We start from the raw sequence: 23,689 nt of genomic DNA on the forward strand, positions 1-23,689 counted from the left end.
CCACTCGTTCAGGCTCGGGGGAAGAAGCAGTTCCTGGCCAGGCGAATACGGGCGGAAAGTGGTTCCCATCAGTCATCCTGTTGCTGAAGAATTTTGATCTATTGTGCCAGAATGTAGCTTCTGCCGCGCAGACTCCTAGAGCAACTCCTTGCTTTGCAGGCCGGCGATCCTGAATTCGGTTCGGAGATTGTTCAGCGACCGGGTGTTCTTGAGCAGACTGTGGCAGCCGCCTTAGCAAGTGGGCAGTTCACCGCAGACCAGGTGTTGGAGGGCTCCAACCGAGATGAATGGCGATTGTTTGTTGCCGCTGAACAGCTGGTGAGTGGTCGCGATTCACTTGAGGATCGGCTTGCAGGGAGTTCGACGGACTATCGGCAAGAACTGATCCGGCGATATGGTTCAGTCACGGAGGCCAATGCAGACGCAGTGGTAGATCGCTATCCCCTGAATGATTTTGACAATGCCGACATCGCGGTCTCTGCCGTAGGCACCGATGCTATCTTTGCGTGCCCAGGCTTTGGCAACATCGCAGCTGCCGCGAAACATGTCCCGGTCTACGCTTATGAATTTGCAGACCGAAATGCCCCGCTGCCTTCACCATTATTTACAAGAGTTCAACCCGCGTTAGGTGCTGCGCACGCCACTGAGATTCCTTATGTATTTGCCTCTCAGGCTGAGCTGGAAGCAGAGTTCTCTGAAGACTCGGCAACGCTTGCAGAAACGATGGTCCGCTACTGGGCTGCATTTGCCCGCTCAGGCAATCCAACGCCGAGCGACGGAACTCTGCCTGCATGGCTGTCCTTTGTGAATCAGGGCTATCAATCGTTGCAGGCGCCTGCCGAAAACACTGGTCCTTTTTCGATGCTGTCAGGTGGCCCAACGTTCAACGAGGCTCGAAACTGCAGTTTCTGGTTAGGTAGTTGAAACTGGCACCTTAGAGGCACATCCTCTTGAAAAGCCCGGTGCGCTTCCGGCTCCGGGCTTTACTAATGAGGCCGAGTGAGAGGCATTCTAAGATTCGCGCCAAGCCTTTCTGGCGCTGCTGATAAGAGGCTCCAAAAGGTAGTCTATCGGTCGTCTATCAATGGTGCGAATAACAATATCAGCAGTCATCCCTGGCTGTATTCTCCGGTCTCCTAAACGCAAAATTTCGCTATCCTCAACCTCTATTCGGGCTTTGTAATAGCTCTCTTCAGACTTGCTGTCCTCAAAAATATCCGCAGCCACGTATGTCACGACACCTTGAATTTCGGGAACTTCACGTTGGTTGAAGGCCGTGAATTTGACGCCGGCGGCAAGGCCCGCGCGCACGTTGTCAATATCCTGAGGGCTGACCGCGGCCTCAATAATCAGGCGATCATGGACAGGGACAATTTCCATCAATACAGCACCGGGGGAAACCACGCCACCCACTGTATGCACTCCAGAACCGACCACCACGCCATCAACGGGAGATTTTAACTCCGTCTGGTCCAGTACATGTCTGGCAGCCAGCAAACGCTCGGTATAGTCGTGAACCTCTGCCTGCACTTCCTTGAGCTCATTAGACACCGACTCCTTGAATGATTTCATCAGCTGGAACTTTTCCAGCTCCTTCTCCCCGATATTCGAATTCGCGGCGGCGATCTGGGAAATCAATTCACCGCGTTCCCCGGCCAGTTCAGCCCCATCCCTCTCCAGTGCAAGCACCCTGGTTTTATCAATCATTCCCCTGGCGAGCAAACCCCGCAGCCCCTCCAGCTCGCCCTCGATTGAATCAATCTGAGAGGCCTTGGCGTTCTGCTGGGCATTGAGCCCCTGTATCTGTTCGCGCAGATGCAGGATCTGCTGGTCAAGTATCTGGATCTGCCCCTTTAGTGAAGTTCGGCGAGCCTCAAATAACAGGCGCTGGGATTTCATGATCTCCAGAGCCTTCGGATCGGAGGTACGTTGAGCCAGAGGCTCCGGAAACTCTATTTCCTCAGCATCTTCCTGTTCCGCCAGGAGTCGGGCCTTGGATGCCTGGGCGGTTTCCAGCCCCTGGCGGATCAGTTCCATCGAGGTGCCTGCCCGGGTTTTGTCCAGGAGCACGAGCGGCTGTCCAGCTTCGGCCATATCCCCGTCCCGCACCAGGATCTCTGCCACAATACCGCCTTCCAGGTGCTGTATCTGTTTGCGGCTTGTGTCTACCCGAACCGATCCGGCTGCCAGAACACCACTGGCCAGTACTGTCAGCAGCGACCAGAGTAGGAAACCTCCGATAAAGACCAGAATAATAACAACACCGGTATAAATGGGAGCGTTTGGGGAAGTAACGATTGGAGGCACGCTGTCTTCAACTGGAGTCATCACTGCTTTCCTTGATTCTCGTTGGCGCTGACCCTTGTTTCAGCAGCAGTCAGCTTCACACGACCGTTCTTGACAGGGATCCGTGCCTCGACATTGCTTCCGACGATACCGGAACCGGCTGCTCCATAGGCAGGCACAGTGGTTTTCTCCGCCGGTACCTGACGAGTGATCCCCGGAAGAACCTCGTCTAAAGGACCGAACTGGCTAAGGACTCCTTTTTGAATAACCATCAGTTTATCGACTCCACCGATAACCGTCGGTTTATGGGCGATCACCACGCAGGTAATCTTCTGCTTTTTTAGCCAGCCAATCAGTGTGCGTACCGAAGATTCACCCTCTGCATCAAGATTCGAGGTGGGTTCATCCAGCACAATCAATTTGGGAAGATCGTAAAGTGCTCGGGCCAGACCGATACGCTGGCGCTGCCCGCCGGAAAGGTTGGCTCCTCCGGGTCCAATCAGCGTGTCGTATGCCTTAGGCAGATCCAAAATCATACTATGGCCACCGACCAGCTTGGCGGCAGTGACTACTTTCTCCGGGTCTGCTTCGCCGAAGCGGGCAATGTTGTCCGCAACCGTACCCGGAAAGAGCTCAATATCCTGCGGCAGATACCCGATATAGCGACCCAGCTGGGCACGGTTCCAATTGAGGAATTCAGCACCGTCCAAACGGACACTTCCGGACTCAGGAAGCCAGATACCGGTCATCAGCTTGACCAGAGATGATTTACCAGCACCGCTGGGACCCGTTATACCTACCGAATCCCCTGCTTCTATGGCAAAGCTGAAGGCCTTGATGATGGGCGCCTCTAAACCGGGAGGGCGGGCATAGACATTTTCAAAGCCAATCTGCCCATTGGGTTCGGGTAATGACATTGGCGTACCGGCTTCATAATGCTCGAAGGCTTCCTGCAACCGCGCATAAGCACGCTTTGCACCCTGGAGTCCCTGCCAACTAGAGATGGAGGATTCCACCGGTGCCAGCGCACGGGACATGACGATAGAGGCCGCAATCATAGCGCCGGGACTGATAATGTCCTGGATCGCCAACCAGGCACCAGTGCCCAAGATCGCCACCTGAAGGGTAAAGCGAACGAATTTGGCGGCAGAAACAAGGGTTCCTGCACGGTCACTGGCGATCGCCTGAAACGCCAGTGCTGCACGCTGGTCTCCCAACCAGCGTTGCTGCAGATTGTCCAGCATACCCATTGCATTGATCGCTTCGGAGTTGCGCGCACTGACTTCGGTAAAATCCGTTGCCTTACGCTGATACTCCCCAGCTTTCGCCAGCAACCCGCGGGTACGTTTTTCATTCCAGACAGCCAGGCCAAAAAGCACAACCGCCCCGATGAGTGCCACATGACCAAGATAAGGATGCAATATATAGACAAAACCCAGAAACAAGGGCGCCCAAGGCACATCGAAGAGAGTCACCATGGAGGAGCCGGTAAGAAAGGTGCGTACGGTTTCCAGATCACGTAATCCGTTCGCTGTTCTCGCTCTACCCAGAATCAGGCGAAACAATTCGGGAGTAACCGTCTGACTGAAGTTGTTGCTCAATCTCACCAGAATGCGTGAACGCACCACATCCAGCGCCGCCAGAACAAGCAAAGCCGCGACTGCCAGCAGAGTAAGATAAACCAGCGTCGGTTCATTGCGCGACACCAACACCCGGTCGTATACCTGCAGCATATACAGCGGACCAGTCAGTATCAGCAGGTTCAGGAAGCAACTGAAGCCGAGTAGTACCTTTAGGTACCGCTTGAGCCCTGCTACCGCTTGCGCAAGAGGGCTGTCGTTGTCGGCCCCCGAAGGAACACCTGTCGTATCAGCCATGGCACGCAGCGGATATCGAACGAGTGCACCGTCCTCTTTGACGGAAAAGCAGGCCAGACAGACCGAGCAGCATTAAAACCCAAGACTCAGGTTCAGGGACGTCTATGACAGCCGGTTCGCCACTCAACACAAAGGCCAGATCGTAGTCGGAATACTCATCGGTCCATGTGTCCAGTGCATCAACCCGGAACCAGTTGGTCAAATCACCAGAAGCCGCGTCCGCCCAGAACCACGAATCATCGGAATCAGTCATGATCGAGAGGTAGAAATCGCCCGGCCCCAGCATCAGGCTGAGAGATACTTCGTAGCGGTATATCTGTTGACCATCGGCATCCGTTACGCCATTTTCGGCAGTTCGACCGACATCCAAAGAATTGCTATCGAGGATATCGGCGTTTGCTGCAGGCTGCCCACCATCATCGCTGAGCAATCGGACAGTAAATGAGTCTCCTGTGTCAACTTTATAATAGGAGCCCCACCAAGCCAGGCCGGTGATCGAATACTCCTGATCGAATGAAAAATTATCGGCAACCTGATTCCCACCACTCAGCGAACTAAAGGTTCCTAAACTGGTGCCGTCGTCCAATAGGGATTGTGAATAAATTGGGCCCGCCTCGGCCATGGGCATTGATAGAGCCAGCACCAGACCCGTCAATAACTGCTTTGAGTTCATGAGAAACACTCCATTTTTTTGCTTTATTACCCCGCGTGTTGCCGAGCTCCTTCTTGGCTTTATTACCCGGAGCATGGCTACGCTCCGGGTAACCTGGGTCAGACGAACTGATCCGGGCCCTCGGGCTCCTGAATACCAATCAGTGGCATATCAATCTCCAGAGGATCGACATCCGTAGTGCTGCCCTCACCGCCTGCTGACTGCGCCACCGCCTGCAAGGGTTCTGGCTCTGTCGCAACAGCGCCAAAGACAAACTCAACGCTATCAAGCAAGTAGTCGCTACCCTGACTGAGCGCTCCATTGGCAGGCGCCGCATAATCACCCTGATCATCTGCCAGCGCGCCATACACAAAAGTAGAGCCATCATAGGTGCCAGCAGTCAGTACCAATTGCGTGAAGCCCTGGCTCGCGGAGATTTGGACTGGCTGATCGCCGGCGAGATCATCGGCGTTGAACAGGACTTCTGCGACTACATTGCCCTGGTCGTCCAGCGCCTGCACCCTGCCCGACTCCCGGAAAACGCCTTCGGTATCGAGCCGGGATATCTCCAGCGTTGCTTCGGTAGCAACGCCATCCAGCTCAAAGCGAAGGGCTTCGGTTCCTTCAATCTCCTGGCGTGCCTGCCCGGTCTCAATGGCCTGTCCGCTGACACCGAGATCCCCGGCATAGATATCGCCTCCAGATAGCACATGGGAGCCGGCAGCAGAGAGGGAGGCATTGCTCCAGACTTCGCCGCTGTCAGTGATATCGGCCTTGTGAGTAATGGTCACGGACGCATCGGTCCAGGCATTACTCCAGGCATCCCGGTCAGACCTTGGCAGTCGGGTCGGAGCATCGCCCAGGGAGATGGTTTCAACTTCGCTTGGCAGCACATCGATGGTCACCGTGCCGGTGCTGTTGGTGGTACCGTCACTGACCGTGTAGGTCAGCTCCTCGGTACCGACAAAGCCCGGATCCGGCGTGTAGGTGAAGGAGCCGTCCGTCGCTATATTGAGAGTCCCGTTGGCCGGGGCCTCAATGGACTGCACGTTAAGCGGATCGCCATCCGCATCGCTATCGTTCGCCAACAACCCGTCCAGCGCAGCGACCGTCAGTACCTGGCCGGCGTGTACCGTATAGCTGTCGTCCCCAACCAACGGGGCCTCGTTCTGCACCTCGATGGTGACCGTCCCTGTACTGGTGGCGGTACCGTCACTGACCGTGTAGGTCAGCTCCTCGGTACCGACAAAGCCCGGATCCGGCGTGTAGGTGAAGGAGCCATCCGTCGCTATATTGAGAGTCCCGTTGGCCGGGGCCTCAATGGACTGCACGTTAAGCGGATCGCCATCCGCATCGGTGTCGTTGGCCAGAAGACCGGCCGCTGCAGCAACCGTGAGCACTTCACCAGCATGAACGCTGTAGTTTTCATCCACGACATCCGGTGCCACATTGCCAGCCTGATCAGTCACCCCGTTGATGGCAATATTGACGGTTGCCGTGTCGGTTCCCCCTTCACCATCGCTGACGGTATAGCTGAAGGAATCGCTATCCGTATCGCCATTGTTCAATGACTCGAACTGACCGTTCGGGTCATAGGTGAATGTGCCGTCGGCGTTCAGTGTGACCTGTCCGCCTTTGGCCGTAGCAAAGCTGCCCGCAGTGACCGTCAGGGTGTCCCCGTCCACATCACTGTCGGCGCCGTTGCCGTTATCCACCAGAACATTGCCTGTAACCGGGCTATCCTCGTCGGTCACCACGTTATCGTCTGCCGCAACGGGCGCATCGTTGGCCCCGTTTATGGTCAGCGTCACCGTGGCCGTATCGGTTCCACCGTTGCCGTCACCAAGGGTGTAGGTGAAGCTGTCGGTGTCGCTGTCGCCCACGGCCAGTGATTCAAATACGCCACTGGGATCATAGGTGAAGGTGCCATCGGCATTCAGCGTGACCTGACCACCCTTGGCCGTGGCAAAGCTGCCCGCAGTAACCGTTAGGGTGTCCCCGTCCACATCACTGTCTGCGCCGTCGCCATTGTCGGCCAGCAAGTTACCGTTGACCGCGGTGTCCTCATCGGTGGTCGCAGCGTCGTCCTGCGCCACCGGAGCGTCATTCACCCCATCGATGGTGATGGTCGCGGTGGCCGTATCGGTGCCGCCGTTGCCGTCGCTGACGGTGTAGCTGAAGCTGTCGCTGGTGCTGTCGGCCACCGCCAGCCCTTCAAACTGGCCATTAGGGTCGTAGTCGAAACTGCCGTTGGCATTCAGCGTCAGCAGGGCGCCGCTGGCCAGGGTGATCTGAGTGCCGACATTCAGCCCGTTGCCGTTGACCTGGGTAACGGTCAGCGTATCCCCGTCGGCATCCGAATCGCTGCCATTGCCGTTGTCTACCAAGACACTGCCCGAAAGCGGCGTATCCTCGTTGGTGCTTAGATTATCGTCCTGAGCCACCGGCGGCACATTGTCGGGCACATCCGTGACCCCGTTGATGACGATGTTCACCGTGGCTGTGTCACTGCCACCATTGCCGTCGCCAAGGGTGTAGGTGAAGGCATCGGTGTCGCTGTCACCGGTGTTCAGGCCTTCAAAAGCGCCGCTCGGGTCGTAGGTGAAGGTGCCGTCGGCATTCAGTGTGACCTGTCCACCTTTGGCTGTGGCAAAGCTGCCCGCGGAAACCGTCAGGGTGTCCCCGTCCACATCGCTGTCGGCGCCGTTGCCGTTGTCGGCCAGCACGTTGCCGTTCACCGGGCTGTCTTCGTCAGTCACCAAAGCGTCATCAGCCGCCACAGGCGCGTCGTTCACCCCGTCGATGGTAATGGTCGCGGTGGCCGTATCGGTGCCGCCGTTACCGTCGCTGACGGTATAGCTGAAGCTTTCACTGGTGCTGTCGCCCACCGCCACAGTCTCAAACTGCCCGTTGGGGTCGTAGTCGAAACTGCCGTTGGCATTCAGCGTCAGCAGCGCGCCGCTGGCCAGGGTGATCTGGGCGCCAACATTCAGCGCGTTACCGTTGACCTCGGTGACAACCAGCGCATCACCCTCTACGTCGGAATCAGATCCGGCGCCGTTGTCCGCCAACACATTGGCCGATAAGGCAGTGTCTTCATCCGTCGCAAAGGCATCGTCAACCGCATCCGGCGCATCGTTGACCCCGTTGATTGCCAGGGTCACCGTGGCGGTATCGGTGCCACCGTTGCCGTCGTCAATGGTGTAAGTAAAGCTGTCAGTATCAGACTGGCCAACACCCAATGACTCAAACTGAGCGTTCGGGTCGTAGGTGAAGGTGCCGTCGCCGTTAACGGTGAGTAAGGCCCCGCTTGCCAGCGTAATCTGAACCCCCACATTAACGGCATTACCGTTGACGGCTGAGACAACAAAGATATCGCCTTCGGCATCCGAATCCGCCGCCACGCCGTTATTGGCAAACACATTGCCGGAAAGCGGCGTATCCTCGTCCGTGCTGAGCAGGTCGTTGACAGCGTCCGGTGCGTCGTTAACACCATCGATCGCGAAGTTGACGGTGGCAGTGTCCGTTCCGCCATTGCCATCACTGAGCGTGTAGGTGAAGGAATCCGCATCATTCTCACCGGCTGCCAGTGACTCAAAAGCAGCGTTGGGGGAGTAGTTGAACGAGCCGTCGGCGTTGATGTTAATCAGGCCGCCACCGGTGGTTGCAAAGGTGCCTACTGTCGTGACGGTTAGCGTGTCACCGTCGGCGTCGGCGTCCGCTCCACTGCCGTTGTCGCTGAGCACATTACCGGCAATCGCGGTGTCTTCATCGGTGGTAAAGCTGTCATCCTGAGCAACCGGTGGGGTGTTGGTGGTACCGACACCATTGACCGTTACATTGACCGTCGCGGTGTCCTGTGCCCCACCTTCATCCTCAATGGTGTAGGTGAAGGAATCACCGCCGGTTTCCCCGGAATCCAGTGAATCAAACTGCCCATTGGGGTCGTAGCTGAAAGTGCCGTTGGCATTGAGTGTCAGCAGCGCGCCGCTAGCCAGTGTAGCCACGGCACCAACATCCACTGGTGAGCCATTGACCGCCACCACCGTCAGTCCGCCCACACCGCCGTCGATGTCCTCATCCGCGCCGTTGCCGTTATTCACCAGAACATTGCCGTTCAGCAAAACATTTTCATTGGTGCTGACGTTGTCGTCTTGCGCAATCGGATCGTCATTCAGTCCATTGATGGTCAGATTCACAGTGGCGGTGTCGGTTCCACCGTCGCCATCTGACAGGGTATAGGTGAAGCTGTCGGCTCCATTCTGTGTGCCTGACAGGCTATCGAATGCGCCGTTGGTGTCGTAGGCAAAGGTGCCATCGGCGTTCAACGTCAGCAGTGCTCCGCTGGAAAGCGTAATGGTACTGCCAATGTCCGCCGGAACACCGTTGACCGCAGAGATCGAAAGCGTGTCACCGCCGGTATCCGAGTCCGCGCCAGTGCCATTGTTGAGCAGCACATTACCGTTAACGCTGTCGTCCTCATCAACCGTAAAGAAATCGTCCCGTGCTATCGGATTGCCGTTCTCCACCGTAACCTCGAAAGTATCCGTTTCTTCGGCATTGGCCGCAGCGGAGTTGTCATTGACGGTCACCGTTACCGTGTAGGTGCCTTCCAGGGCAAAAGTGTGATTGATGTTAGGGCTCTTGTTGGCACTGTTGAACACCAAAGGCTCCGAACCATCTCCCCAGTCAACTGTGATGGTGTAGGTGTCCGGATCCGGATCGGACAGCGTCAGGTTCTGACTGAAATTCTGCCCTTCCGTACTGGTGCCATCGGCACCCGCTTCAAGCCCGGGCGCATCATTGACCGGTGCCAGTGTGATATTGGTCTGGGCAACCTCCGTCGACAACACCAGCCCATCGCTGCCCCGCCAGCCAAAGGTGTCCGGTCCGAAATAATCCGAATCACCCAGGTAGGCCAGATCGCCATTGGCGAGCTGGGCCAGCGAAATCTGATCACCGACACTGACCGGCGCACCACTGAGTAGCAGATCGCCATTGTCCGGCAGTACCGCGATCTCAATGAACGCAAGCCCCTGACCATCGGGGTCATCAAAATTATCGACAAACAGTTGATCGCTCAGCACCAGGAGCTGATCCTCGAAGCCATCCACGTCACCATCCGTGACCTGGGGAGGCGCATTACCATACAGCTGGTAAAAGACGCCATAGCCGCTGCCGTCGCCGCTGGCACCACTGGTAAAGGCACTCCAGGACACCACAAATCCGCCGCCAGGCAGGGCCGACAGGGCAGGTTCAAACTGGGTTGAGCTGAACTCCGTGTTGACCTGAAACTCGCTGTCAAGACGATTACCGGAAGCATCATACTGCTGGCCAAACACGCCGGTGCCGCTGCCATCACGGCCACTGTCGTCCCGCCAGGTCACCACAAAACCGCCGGTGTCTAGCGCCGTCACCGCAGGCGTGAGCTGGCTGGAACCACGCTCGTCATTGACGCGGAACTCGTTCTCCACAGGCAAACCGTTGTCGGCGAACTGGCGGGCATAGATTCCGTCGCCGCTGCCATCCTGACCGGACGATTCCCAGGTCACTACGAAACCGCCACCGGCCAGCCCTGCCACATCCGGGACATCCTGTGCGGCATCGATGGTGACGTTGATCTGGAACTCGCCGCTTTCTCCTACCCCTAGTACTGATCCATCCCGATCAACGGCACTGCCCACCGCGTCGTAGCGCTGGGCAAAAATACCGTTGCTGTCTCCATCGCCCGCATCGCCGCTGGTTACCGAGGTCCAGACCACCAGGAAGCCACCGTCCGACAGTGCGGTCACCTTGGGCTGGAATTGCGTAGAGCTGGTTTCAGTATTAACGACGAACTCGGCGCCGACTGTGGCGCCGGCGGCATCGAATACCTGACCAATCACCCCGACACCACTGCCGTCACCGCCAGCCGCGCCGCTAGCCGAGGACTCCCACACCACCACAAAGCCTCCACCTGGCAGAGCGACGACATCCGGTTCATCCTGAGCTGAAGAAGTACTGGTATTAATCACGAAATCAGCGGCCGAAGCGGTGGGCGTGCCATCGCCGGCAACACCGTCAAACTGACGGCCAATAACGGCATTGCTGCTACCGTCACCGGCGGAGCCACTGGAAGCGGACTGCCAGACCACCACAAAGCCGCCATCGCTGGTGGCCGTTATCTGGGGATTGTTCTGGTTAGTGGCGGTTTCCGTGTTGATCTGGAACTCCGCTCCCAACGGATTTCCAAGTGCATCGAAGTGCTGACCAAAGACGCCATCGCCATCGCCGTCACCGGCTGTCCCGGAGGACTGGGAGGTCCACACAATGACAAAGCTGCCATCAGACAGGGTAGCCACGGCAGACTCATCCTGAGTGCCATCGGTCTCAGTATTGGCCTGTCGTTCGCCAAAGATTGGCACTGCGGCATCCGGGGTCGGTGTGATGTTGACGGTGACCACCTGAGGCTGGCTGGTACCGCCGTCCCCGTCGCTGATCTGCACCCGGAACTGACGACTGGGCACCGGATCATCCGAGGTGTTGGCATAGGTCAGGTTTTCAACTACGGCCTCCACCGCCTCGGCGCTTGCATTGGCGTTTAATGTAATTTCAAGGGGGCTGCCGTTCTGCCCATTGGACACGATAGTACCGACGACCGTTCCGCCGTAAGTAACTGACGTGCCAGAGACGCCCACCTCGGCGGGCCCTACGCCCTGATTGCGGACGCCCAACTGATCCTGGGTGCCGTCGTCCGGAATATTGAACTGATCCAGCATGGCTTCTGGAATATTCAAACGGGATACCAGTATATTGCCGCCGTCGAAGTCGCTGGAATCTGCATCGCTAACTGCGACCGCCGCATTGGCATCGAGTAACTGAGGCGTCAGATTGACGGCCGATTCTGCCAGCGTAATCTCGCTATTGAACGCCTCCAGTTCCGGTGCGGCCTGGCTGGAGAAATCTCCCACATTGCCGAACAGTTGATGGCTGATACCGTAACCGCTGCCATCCCCTGCCGTGCCGCTGGTAAAGGATTGCCAGGCCACCACGAAGTTGCCATTCGGTAGCGCGGCAATGGCGGGCGAAGCCTGGGTGCTGCCCGTTTCCGTGTTCACCAGGATTTCACCATCGATGCGATTGCCGGCAGAGTCATACTGCTGGGCATAGACATCGTCTGAACCAGTGCTGTCTCGCCAGGCAATCACAAAGCCGCCAGTATCCAGCGCGGCGATCGTCGGCTCGAACTCGGAGCCTTCGGTAGTCTCATTGACCCGGAATTCGCTGCCCACCGAATTTCCTGCTGCATCATAGAGTTGGGCAAAAACGCCGCTGCTGGCGCTGTCTAGCGCGCTGTCATCACGCCAGGTGATCACAAAGCCGCCACCGGTCAGCCCGGTGGCGACGGCTTCATACTGCGAGCCCTGGGTGTTGGTATTGACCTGGAATTCGCCGCCAACCGGATTGCCAGCTGCGTTATAGCGCTGGGCGAAAGTGCCCCAGCCATCACCATCACCCGCACTGCCACTGTTGACCGAGGTCCAGGTAATAACGAATCCGCCGTCAGCAAGCGACGCCGCGCTTGGATCAAACTGGTTGGAGCTGGTCTGAGTGTTGACCTGGAATTCGGCACCGACGGTCGCGCCGGTGGCGTCGTAGCGCTGAGCAAACACGCCGTCAGCACTGCCATCGGCGTTGCCGCCGTCCCGATAGGCAATGAGAAAGCCACCGTCATTCAGGGCTGCAATGGAAGGCTCAGACTGAGAGCTGGCCGTAGTCGAGTTGACCTGGAATTGCGATCCCAGGGCCTGGCCGTCCACACCAAAACGCTGGGCAAATATTCCCCAGCCAGAACCGTCAACACCGCTGAGCTGGTCGGTCCAGGTCACTACGAAACCACCGCCAGCCAGCCCCGTGACCTGAGGATCGACCTGGCTGCCAAGAACCTGGGTATTGACCAGGAATTCAGGCCCGACAATCACGCCATCGGCGGAGTAGCGCTGACCAAAAACACCACTGCCGGTGCCGTCCTGCTCGTCTGACTCCCAGACAATCACGTATCCGCCGTTGGCCAGTCCCGCTATGGCGGGCTCGTCCTGATTGCCCTCGACAAAACTGTTGGTGGTACGCTCCTCAAATACCGCCTCAGCACCGTCCCGTTCAGGTGTAATGTTGACCGACACTACCGCCGGCTCACTGGTTCCGCCGTCACCATCACTGACCTGAATGCGGTACTGGCGTGATTCCACCGGGTTATCCGACAGGTTCTGGTAGGTCAGGTTCTCAATCAGTGCCTCCACCGCTTCGGCATCGGCGCTTGCGTTGAGACTGATTTCCAGCGGATTGCTGCCCTGCCCGTCCGATACCACGCTGCCAATCACCGTGCCTTCATAGGTGACGTTGTTACCACTCACCCCGATCTGGCCGGCGCCCGTTCCCTGATTGCGGACGCCAAGCAGATCCTGAGTACCGTCGTCGTTGTTTTCAAACTGATCCAACAGCGGCTCGGGAATAGTCAGGCGGCTGACCAGGACACTGCCACCGGCGAAATCGGTGGAGTCCACATCCGTCAGCGACACCGAGCCGTTGGCGTCCAGTAGCTGCGGCACGGCGTTCACCAGATTTTCAGCAAAGGTCACCGTGCTGTTCACTTCGGCCAACTCTGGGGAAGCCTGGCTAAAGAAATCACCGGCATCACCGAACAGCTGGTGTGAAATGCCGTAGTTGCTGCCATCGCCGGCGGAGCCACTGGTGAACGACTGCCAGGCCACCACAAAATTGCCACCAGGCAGACCTGCGATGGACGGTGACGCCTGGGTACTGGCGGTTTCGGTATTGACCCTGAATTCGCCGTCAACGCGATTACCAACCGCGTCGTACTGCTGCGCGAAAACATCGTCGGGGCTGTTGCCATCGCGCCAAGCGACCGCAAAGCCGCCATTGTCGAGAGCAGCAATCGCCGGTTCGGTCTGGGAATTGGACGTAGTCTCATTGACCCGGAATTCCCCGCCGACCGGCGCACCGCTGGCGTCGTAAAGCTGGGCAAAAACCCCATTACCACTGCCATCCAAACCACTGTCGTCACGCCACGCCACCACAAAGCCGCCCCCAGACAGGCCCACGACCACGGCTTCATACTGCGAGCCCTGGACGTTGGTGTTGACCTGGAACTCGCTGCCTACCGGGGTGCCAGCTGCGTTATAGCGCTGGGCGAAGGTACCCCAGCCATCACCATCACCGGCGCTGCCACTGTTGACTGAGGTCCAGGCAATGACAAACCCACCGTCAGCGAGCGATGCCACACTTGGATCAAACTGGTTGGAACTGGCCTCTGTGTTGACTTGAAACTCGACACCGACAGTGGCACCTGCGGCGTCGTAGCGCTGGGCAAACACGCCGTCAAAACTGCCATCGGCGTTGCCGCCATCGCGGTAGGCAATGAGGTAGCCGCCATCATTAAGCACCGCCACAGAGGGCTCATATTGAGAGCTTGATGTGGTGGTATTGACCAGAAACTGGGTACCTTGTGGCGTGCCATCGGCCTGATACTGCTGGGCAAAAACGCCCCAGCCGGAACCATCCACACTGGAATCCTGATCCGTCCAGGTCACTACAAAACCACCGCCGACAAGACCGGCGACCTGAGGGTCCACCTGGCTTCCCAGCACATTGCCATTGACCAGGAATTCCGGCCCAACGATGACACCTTCGGCGTTATAGCGCTGACCGAATACGCCATTGCCCGACCCATCCTGAGCGTCGGATTCCCAGACTATGACGTATCCACCGTCGGCCAGTGACGCCACCGCCGGATCTTCCTGCGACCCGGTGACAAAGCTGTTGGTCTGGCGTTCACCGAATACCGGCGCTGCGCCATCGACCTCAGGCTCAATGTCGATCGTGATAATGTGAGGATCGGAGCTGCCACCATCGCCATCGCTGATCTGAACGGTGTACTGGCGGGAGGGTACCGGATCACTGGAGGTGTTCTGATAGGTCAGGTTTTCAGCCAGTGCCTCTAATGCTTCAGCGGTGGCATTGCTGTTGAATTCGACAATCAGGTCACTGCCATTGCTACCATCACTCAGAACGCTACCTATAACGGTGCCACCATAAGACACACTGCCGCCGCTCACCCCGATCTCGCCGTTGGCGTTACCCTGGTTGCGGATACCCAACTGTTCCTGTGATTCGGCATCCAAACCAAACTGATCGGCCGAACCAAAACCAACCAGCCGGCTGACCACCAACTGGCCGCCCTCGAAATCGGCTGAATCCATATCGCTGACCGCGACAGCGCCGTTGGTATCAATCAGCTGAGGTGCTGCATTCAGGTCGTTTTCCAGGTAACTGACGACGCTGGGCAGGCCTTCCAGCTCAGGATCCGCCTGCACCGTGAAATCGGCGGCATCGCCGAATAAACGCTGGAACACCCCGTAACCACTGCCATCGCCAGCTGACCCGCTGGTGAAAGAACTCCAGGCGACGGCAAAGGTGTCGTTTGCAAGACCGGTAACCGTCGGCTGGTACTGGGTGCTGGTGAACTCCTGGTTGACCTGGAACTCCGCCCCCACTGGGGTGCCGGCGGCGTCGAATTCCTGCCCAAAGACGCCCCAGCCACTGCCATCCGAGCCGCTATTATCGGTCCAGGTCACCACAAAGCCGCCACCGGACAAGGCAGCAATAGAAGCGTCTTCCTGATTGGAAGCAGTCGTGGTATTCACCAACACCTCACCGGTCAACGCGGTGCCCGCAGCATCAAAAAGCCGGGCAAACACGCCATTACTGCTGCCATCTCCTGCGGAACCGCTGGTCGTAGATGTCCAGACCACCGCGAAATTGCCACCGGCCAGTTCGACAACCTCGGACTCGTCCTGCGTAGAAGCTGTTTCGACATTAACCTGGAACTCGGTGCCCAACGGCGTGCCGCTGGCATCATAACGTTGGGCGAACACGCCCAGACCGCTGCCGTCGCCGGCACTGCCCGAGGTGTTGGAGGTCCAGGTCACGATAAATCCAGTGCCCAGCGCCGACACCGCCGGATCATTCTGATTACTGGAAAACTCGGTATTCACCTGGAATTCGGAGCCGACCGGGCTGCCGGCCGCGTCATAGCGTTGACCAAAGACACCGTCGCCACTGCCGTCACCAGCCGTGCCGCTGTTAGTGGAGTCCCAGATCACTACAAAACCACCACCGCTAAGGCCAGCCACTACCGGGCTATCCTGAGTACTGCTGGTTTCGGTATTAACCTGGAATTCGCCGCCGACGGTCGCCCCTGAGGCGTCATAACGTTGCGCAAACACACCGGCGCCGCTGCCGTCCTGACCGGTATTGGCGGTCCAGGAAATGACAAACCCGCCATCATTCAAGGCACCAATTTCCGCCTGATACTGCTGCCCGATGGGCTGGGTATTGGCCTGGAATTCCGGCCCGATACGTTCGCCGGAGGCGTTGAAACGCTGTGCGAAGATGCCATCGCTGTCGCCGTCCTGACCGGCAGACGTCCATACCAGCACGTAGCTTCCATCCGTCAGGGTGGCAGAGGCTGGAGCATCCTGATCTGCGCTGGTGAACAGATTCACTGGCCGTTCATTCAGCAGATCAGACGGTGGCTCATAAGGCGCCGGCGAGGCGTCCTGGAAGCGCTGCAGGAAGACACCGGAGGAGCTGCCATCCCCCGCAGTACCACTCGTTAACGAGCTCCACAGGGCGACGAAACCACCGCCTGCCGAGTGGGTCAGCGCCGGTTCGTACTGACTGCTGCTGAATTCGGTGTTGACCTGAAACTCACCGTCAACCCGGGCGGCACTGGCATCATACTGCTGCCCAAACACACCTGCACCGCTGCCATCGCGGCCGCTGTCGTCGCGCCAACTAATCACAAAACCGCCGTTATCAATGGCGGTAATCGCCGGTTCGTACTGGTTGCTGGATGTGCTTTCATTGACCCGGAATTGCTCACCCAACGGCGTGCCATCTGCCGCAAAGTGCTGGCCAAATACGCCCCAGGACGAGGCATCCAGAGCGGCCCGATCCGTCCAGGCCACCACAAAGGTGCCGTCAGCCAAGCCCGCCACCACCGACTCCCGCTGATCACCGGACACTCCGGTGTTCACCAAAAACTCGCTACCCACAGGGTTACCAGCCGCGTCGTAGCGCTGGGCAAAAATGCCTTGGCCGCTGCCGTCACCGGCAGAACCGGAGGTAGAGGACGTCCAGGTAACAACAAAACCGCCACCAGCGAGGCTGCTCACACCCGGCTCATACTGGAATGAACCGGTTTCCGTGTTGACCTGAAACTCAGTGCCGACAGGATTACCCGCCGCGTCAAATCGTTGACCTTGAACACCGGAAGAGCTGCCGTCCGAGCCACTATCATCACGATAGACGACAACAAAACCACCATCATTGAGTTCGGCAATCGCCGGTTCATACTGACCGCTAGATGTTGTGCTGTTAACCACAAACTCGCTGCCCTGAGACACGCCCGCATTGTCAAAACGCTGGGCAGACACCGCACTGGACGAACCATCGGTGCTGCTATTTTGATCCCTCCAGGTCACGACAAAACCGCCGCCCGTCAACGCAGCCACATCCGGTTGATCCTGGGCATTCACCGCTTGTGTATTGATCTGGAACTCCGTGCCGAGCGGCGAGCCGTCAGCGGCAAAGCGCTGGCCAAAGATACCGAAGCCACTGCCATCCGCACTGCCACCGCTGCTATCGGAGCGCCAAACGACAATGTAACTGCCATCAGACAAGGTCGCTGCTGACGGCTCGGATTGTTCCGCCGCCGTTTCTGTGTTGACCTGAGTTTCTGCCCCTATGGCTTCAACACCATCAACTTCCGGAATGATATTGACGTTAACTAACGCCGGTTCGCTTGTGCCGCCATCTCCATCGCTTACCTGAATACGGAACTGGCGGGTGTCTACCGGGTCATCTGAGGGGTTGGCATAGGTCAGGTTTTCGACCAGCGCTTCAACCGCCTCTACCGTCGCATTGCTGTTCAGGTCAATCTGCAGGTTGGATCCATTACTGCCATCGGAGGCAATGGTTCCGATGACGATGCCCCCATAGGTAACCGCTGTACCGGATACTCCAATCTGTCCTGCGCCGGGACCCTCATTCCTGACGCCCAACTGATCCTGTGTGGCGTCATCCGGTACGTTGAGCTGGCCCAATAAAGGCACGGGAATAATCTGCCGGGAAACCAGCACCATGCCGCCGTCAAAATCGCTGCTGTCCAGATCACTCAAAGCGACTGCCCCGTTGGCATCCAGCAGCTGCGGCGTCGTGTTGACATCCCCCTCAAACAAATCCAATTCAGTGTTAACGCCTTCCAGCGTCGGCGAGGCTTGGCTGCCGAAGTCTGCCGGCTCCCCAAACAACTGCTGGAAGATGCCGCCGCCACTGCCATCGCCAGCGGTGCCGCTGTTCTGAGAACGCCAAACCGCCACAAAGTTGTCGCCAGAAAGTCCCGCCAGTGCCACCTGGCTCTGGGTACTGGAGAATTCGGTATTGACCTGAAACTCGCCGTCGACCCGGCTGGCTGCCGCATCATACTGCTGCGCAAAGACGCCCGTGCCACTGCCGTCGCGACCACTGTCATCCCGCCAGCTAATGACAAACCCGCCGCCGTCCAACGCAGTGATGGCCGGTTCGTACTGGTTGCTGGAAACGTTTTCGTTGACCCGGAATTGGCCGCCCAGAACACTGCCATCCGCCGCATAATGCTGGGCATAGACACCGTAGTTAGAGGTGTCCAGCCCGCTCTGATCCGTCCAGGCCACCACAAAGGTGCCATCGGCCAGACCCGCCACCACCGATTCTCTCTGCTCGCCGGTCACTTCGGTGTTGACCAGAAACTCGCCACCCAGGGGGTTACCGGCTGCATCGTAACGCTGGGCAAAGATGCCCTGCCCGCTGCCGTCACCGGCAGACCCGGACGTAGCAGACGTCCAGGTCACCACAAAACCGCCGCCACTCAAGCCACTGACGCTGGGCTCGTATTGAAAAGAGCTGAATTCGGTATTGACCTGAAATTCACCCCCAACCGGGTTACCCGCCGAATCGAACCGCTGCCCCAGCACTCCAGAGCTACTGCCGTCCGCACCCCCATTATCCTGCCAGACTGCGACAAAGCCGCCGTCATTCAATGCGGCAATGGCCGATTCCTGCTGAGAGGAGCTGGTGGTGGTATTCACCAGGAACTCGCCGCCCGCGGGCAGACCGTCTGCGCCAAAACGCTGGGCGAAGATTCCCCAACTAGACCCATCTGCATTCGACGACTGATCGGTCCAGCTTACGACAAACCCGCCACCGTTAAGGCCAGTAACCTGGGCTTCAACCTGATCACCAAAAATCTGGGAATTGACGATGAACTCCGGCCCGGTGATCACCCCCTCGGCGGTATACCGCTGACCAAAAATGCCATAGCCGGAACCGTCCTCCCCGTCTGAATCCCAAACCACCACGTAACCGCCATCGGCCAGAGAAGCAACTGACGGCTCACGCTGTTCACCTTCCACAAAGCTGTTGACCTGGCGTTCGCCAAACACGGGTGCAACACCGTCCTGTTCCGGCGTGACGTTGACCTTGACCACCACGGGTTCAGATGTACCACCATCACCATCGCTGATTTGAATCCGGAACTGCCGGAATGGCACCGGATCGTCGGAGGTATTGGCGTAGGTTAGGCGCTCGACCAGCGCTTCTACGGCGGCTGCATCGGCATTACTGTTGAAGGTGATCTCCAGTCGGCTACCGTTGCTGCCATCTGAAACGATGGTGCCGATGACTCCCCCTTCGTAGGTTACACTGCTTCCGCTGACACCGATCTGGCCGGCGCCGACGCCCTGATTCTGAACGCTCAACTGATCCTGAGTACCATCATCGGGGCTCTCAAACTGATCGAGTATTGGTTCGAGCAGGCCCAGTCGAGTGACCAGCAGACTACCGCCGTCAAAGTCAGCTGAATCACTGTCCGCCACGTAGACAGACTGATTCGCATCCAGCAGCAGTGCGCCGGCATTCAGTGCTGCTTCCGAGAATGTCACTTCGGGCGTGAACTCCGATAAGATGGGCGAGGCTTGGCTACCAAAGTCTGCCGGCTCCCCAAACAACTGCTGGAAGATGCCGCCGCCACTGCCATCGCCGGCGGTGCCGCTATTCTGAGAACGCCAAACCGCCACGAAGTTGTCGCCAGAAAGTCCGGCCAGTGCCACCTGGCTCTGGGTACTGGAGAATTCGGTATTGACCTGAAACTCGCCGTCGACCCGGCTGGCTGTCGCATCATACTGCTGCGCAAAGACGCCCGTGCCACTGCCGTCGCGGCCACTGTCATCCCGCCAACTGATCACAAACCCGCCACCGTCCAACGCGGTGATAGCCGGTTCGTACTGGTTGCTGGAAACGTTTTCATTCACCCGGAACTGGCCGCCCAAGGCACTGCCATCCGCCGCATAATGCTGGGCATAGACACCGTAGTTAGAGGTGTCCAGCCCGCTCTGATCCGTCCAGGCCACCACAAAGGTGCCATCGGCCAGACCCGCCACCACCGATTCTCTCTGATCGCCAGTCACTTCGGTGTTGACCAGGAACTCACCACCCTGGGGGTTACCGGCTGCATCGTAACGCTGGGCAAAGATGCCCTGACCGCTGCCGTCCCCGGCAGACCCGGACGTGAAGGACGTCCAGGTCACCACAAACCCGCCGCCACTCAGGCCACTGACGCTGGGCTCATACTGAAAAGAGCTGAATTCGGTATTGACCTGAAATTCACCTCCGACCGGATTACCTGCCGCGTCGAACCGTTGCCCTTGCACACCGGCAGAGCTGCCGTCCGAGCCACTATCATCCCGCCAGACCGCGACAAAACCACCGTCATTCAGTGCGGCAATCGCCGATTCATACTGAAAGGAACTGGTCGTGGTATTGACCAGAAACTCACTGCCCGCGGGCAGCCCATCCGCACCAAAGCGCTGGGCAAAAACCCCATAGCCCGAGCCATCGGCGCTGGACACCTGGTCGGTCCAGCTCACGACAAAACCACCACCATCAAGGCCGGTGACCCGCGCGTCGACCTGATCACCAAAAATTTGGGAATTGACGATGAACTCCGGCCCGGTAATCACGCCCTCCGCAGTATAACGCTGAGCAAAAATCCCATAGCCGGAGCCGTCTTCGTTATCCGATTCCCAAATCACGACATAACCGCCATCGGCCAAAGAGGCGACCGACGGCTCACGCTGCTCCCCCTCCACAAAGCTGTTGACCTGACGTTCACCAAACACCGGTCCAACGCCGTCCGTGGATGGCGTGATATTGATGGTTACTATGACCGGCTCAGAAGTACCGCCGTCACCGTCGCTGAGCTGAATGGTGATATCCCGGGAAGCCACCGGATCGTCCGACGTATTCTCATAGGTGAGATTTTCAACCAACGCTTCAACACTGGTGGGATTGGCACTGGCATTGAGCGTGACCACCAGATCACCGCCGTTGCTGCCGTCTGACGTGATGGATCCGATAACGATGCCGCCATAAGTTACGTCGGTGCCTGACACACCAATCTGGCCGGCAGCGGTGCCCTGATTGCGGATACCGAACTGTTCCTGAGACTCTGCATCCTGTCCGAACTGATCAAAGATACCGAAACCGGTGATCCGGCTGACAATCAGGGTGCCTCCATCAAAGTTGGCCGAGTCTGCATCGCTGACTGCCGACGCACCGTTGGTATCAATCAGCTGCGGAGCGCTGTTGAGGTCGTTCTCATCATAGGTGACGTTGGTGTGAATGCCGTCCACTTCCGGGCTGGCCTGAATCGAAAAAGCAGCAGGATCGCCAAAGGTCTTGCTGAAGATGCCGTAACCACTGCCGTCACCGGCAGAGCCACTGGTAAAGGAAGACCAGGCGACCACATAACCGCCATTATCCAGCGCAGTCACCGTGGGCTGGTACTGGACACTGCTGATCTCTTCGTTCACCTGGAACTCAGAACCTACTGGATTGCCGGACGCGTCAAACTCCTGACCAAAAACCCCACTGCTACTGCCGTCTGCGCCACTCTGATCGGTCCAGACAATAACGAAACCACCGCCTGCAAGGGCGGTAATGGCGGAGTCCTGCTGGTTACTGCTCGTGGTGGTATTGACCTGTATCTCGCCACTAAGCGGTGTGCCACTGGCATTGAATAAACGCGCGAACACCCCGTCACTGGAACCATCCCCGGCAGACCCACTGGTTGCAGAAGTCCAGACCACCACAAAGTTACCGCTGGCGAGTTCAGTAACCCTCGGCTCGGTCTGATTGCCCGATGTTTCCAGATTGATCTGGACCTCCCCGCCGAGCGCTGTCCCCGTATCGCTGTAGCGCTGCACAAAAATGCCGTAGCCGCTGCCGTCGCCGGCAGTGCCACTGGTAAAAGACGCCCAGGCCACCACAAAACCATCCCCGAGAGGGCTGACACTGGGTTGAAACTGGGAGCTGGAAAATTCGGTATTGACCTGGAATTCACTTCCCACGGCATTGCCGGCGGCATCGTAGCGTTGCGCAAAAACCCCGTCGCCACTGCCGTCCAGGCTGCCGCCATCACGCCAAACCACCACATATCCGCCATCGGTCAGCCCTGTCACCTGCGCCTCATACTGAGAGCTAGAGGTGGAGGTATTGACCAACGCGACGCCACCTAAAGGCTGGTCGCTGGCATCAAACTGCTGTTTGTAGATGCCGGTTCCGCTCCCATCGGCGGCTTCCCAGGTCACCACATAACCACCTCCCGACAGAGCGGCCACTGCCGCTGTGTTCTGATCCCCGATGGCGGAGTCACTGATCTGAAATTCCGCACCGAGGCGGGCGCCGGACTCGCTGAAACGCTGCGCAAAGATACCGTCGCCACTGCCATCCTGATTCTGCGACGTCCAGACCAGGATATAGCTGCCATCGGCCAACGTGCGTATGACGGGCTCATCCTGATCACCACTGGTGTAGAGGTTCACCTTGCCCTCATCAAAGGGGTTGTCATCGAGTGAGTACTCATAGGTGGCCATGGCAAAGGATGAAAGCGGGAGAGTGGAAGTCGTACCCGAATTATCCATAATCGCCCAGTTTCTGCCCGCTTCGGTATGACCCAATTTGGTTGGGGATGCAGAAACCCTAACGCCCCAATGCTGGCCCAATGCCTCCAGCAGACGCACCCCACACTCCTGAGCTGAGACGCTGCACGCGATCAGCCCTAATCTCTTCCCGCGCATCCACTTTGAAAGCCCCAGGTTCAGACTTGTTCGCACTGCCAACTGGTTCGTATCAATCTCATGTGCCCCCAACTTTAATTTTCCGGGGGCGCCGTGACACAAAATAAAGTATTGACTGAATTCGCGACCTGCCGAGTTCAGATAGCGCTCCAATTTAAACAAGGCGTCATCATCACGCTGGACTAGCAAGATGTGGTCGGCTTTCAGTTCACCGGACAGGAGTAGTTCTATGCCTTTCAGTTCGGCGTCAGCAATGAGTAGGGTTTTGGATGGGTTATTGGTCTGAGAATTGAGTACCATGTTCACGTCGAGAACCCCTTCTAGAGTTTCAATCCATGAAGAACCCGGCGGCATGACACACGAATGCGCAGCACGAAATCCGGATGCGGGTGTTATTGGCACAAGGATTTACTGATCCATAATCCTTTACAGCATGCCCTCGGGTCGAGACGGCTTAAATCCCAATAATTCACTCAGGCAGGGTAATCGACCACTTGATGTGCTTGAGCAAAAACCAAACCACAAAGTTTTTTTTGCTGCGAAACAATAATTTATTTCTTAAAGATATTTGAAAACACCCTGTTTGGCCCAGATGCACGAGGATGGTGTAAATTTTTTGGACATTTCGTCATTCACCC

5 protein-coding genes are annotated in these 23,689 nt (G+C 57.9%); 1 reads left to right on the top strand and 4 read right to left on the bottom strand.

Annotation, left to right across the window (positions count from 1 at the left end):
* The first annotated feature begins 153 nt into the window (after positions 1 to 153).
* Positions 154 to 924 (top strand): carboxylesterase family protein, encoded by a 771-nt coding sequence (locus tag AC13E3_RS19595; protein ID WP_482902420.1) that lies wholly within the window; start codon positions 154 to 156, stop codon positions 922 to 924.
* 87 nt (positions 925 to 1,011) lie between these two features.
* Here the strand turns inward: AC13E3_RS19595 and AC13E3_RS19600 are convergent, their stop codons facing one another.
* The 4 genes from AC13E3_RS19600 to AC13E3_RS19615 all read right to left on the bottom strand — a co-directional run bounded on the left by AC13E3_RS19600 (position 1,012) and on the right by AC13E3_RS19615 (position 23,405).
* On the bottom strand, positions 1,012 to 2,328 hold the full coding sequence (locus AC13E3_RS19600; protein WP_008171966.1) for an HlyD family type I secretion periplasmic adaptor subunit: 1,317 nt from the start codon (positions 2,326 to 2,328) through the stop codon (positions 1,012 to 1,014).
* Positions 2,328 to 4,163, bottom strand: a complete 1,836-nt coding sequence (locus tag AC13E3_RS19605) for a type I secretion system permease/ATPase (RefSeq protein ID WP_482902421.1) — start codon at positions 4,161 to 4,163, stop codon at positions 2,328 to 2,330. Before AC13E3_RS19605 ends, AC13E3_RS19600 begins: the two co-directional genes overlap by 1 nt.
* Positions 4,156 to 4,836 carry a PEP-CTERM sorting domain-containing protein gene (locus tag AC13E3_RS19610; RefSeq protein WP_482902422.1) on the bottom strand — a complete coding sequence of 227 codons (681 nt, stop codon included), beginning with the start codon at positions 4,834 to 4,836 and terminating at the stop codon, positions 4,156 to 4,158. The genes AC13E3_RS19605 and AC13E3_RS19610 overlap by 8 nt, the downstream gene beginning before the upstream one ends.
* A gap of 98 nt (positions 4,837 to 4,934) precedes the next feature.
* Positions 4,935 to 23,405: an Ig-like domain-containing protein gene (locus AC13E3_RS19615; RefSeq protein WP_482902423.1), complete on the bottom strand. Its 18,471-nt coding sequence runs from the start codon at positions 23,403 to 23,405 to the stop codon at positions 4,935 to 4,937.
* Positions 23,406 to 23,689 lie beyond the last annotated feature (284 nt).

It is taken from the genome of Marinobacter sp. L-80 (assembly GCF_056859395.1).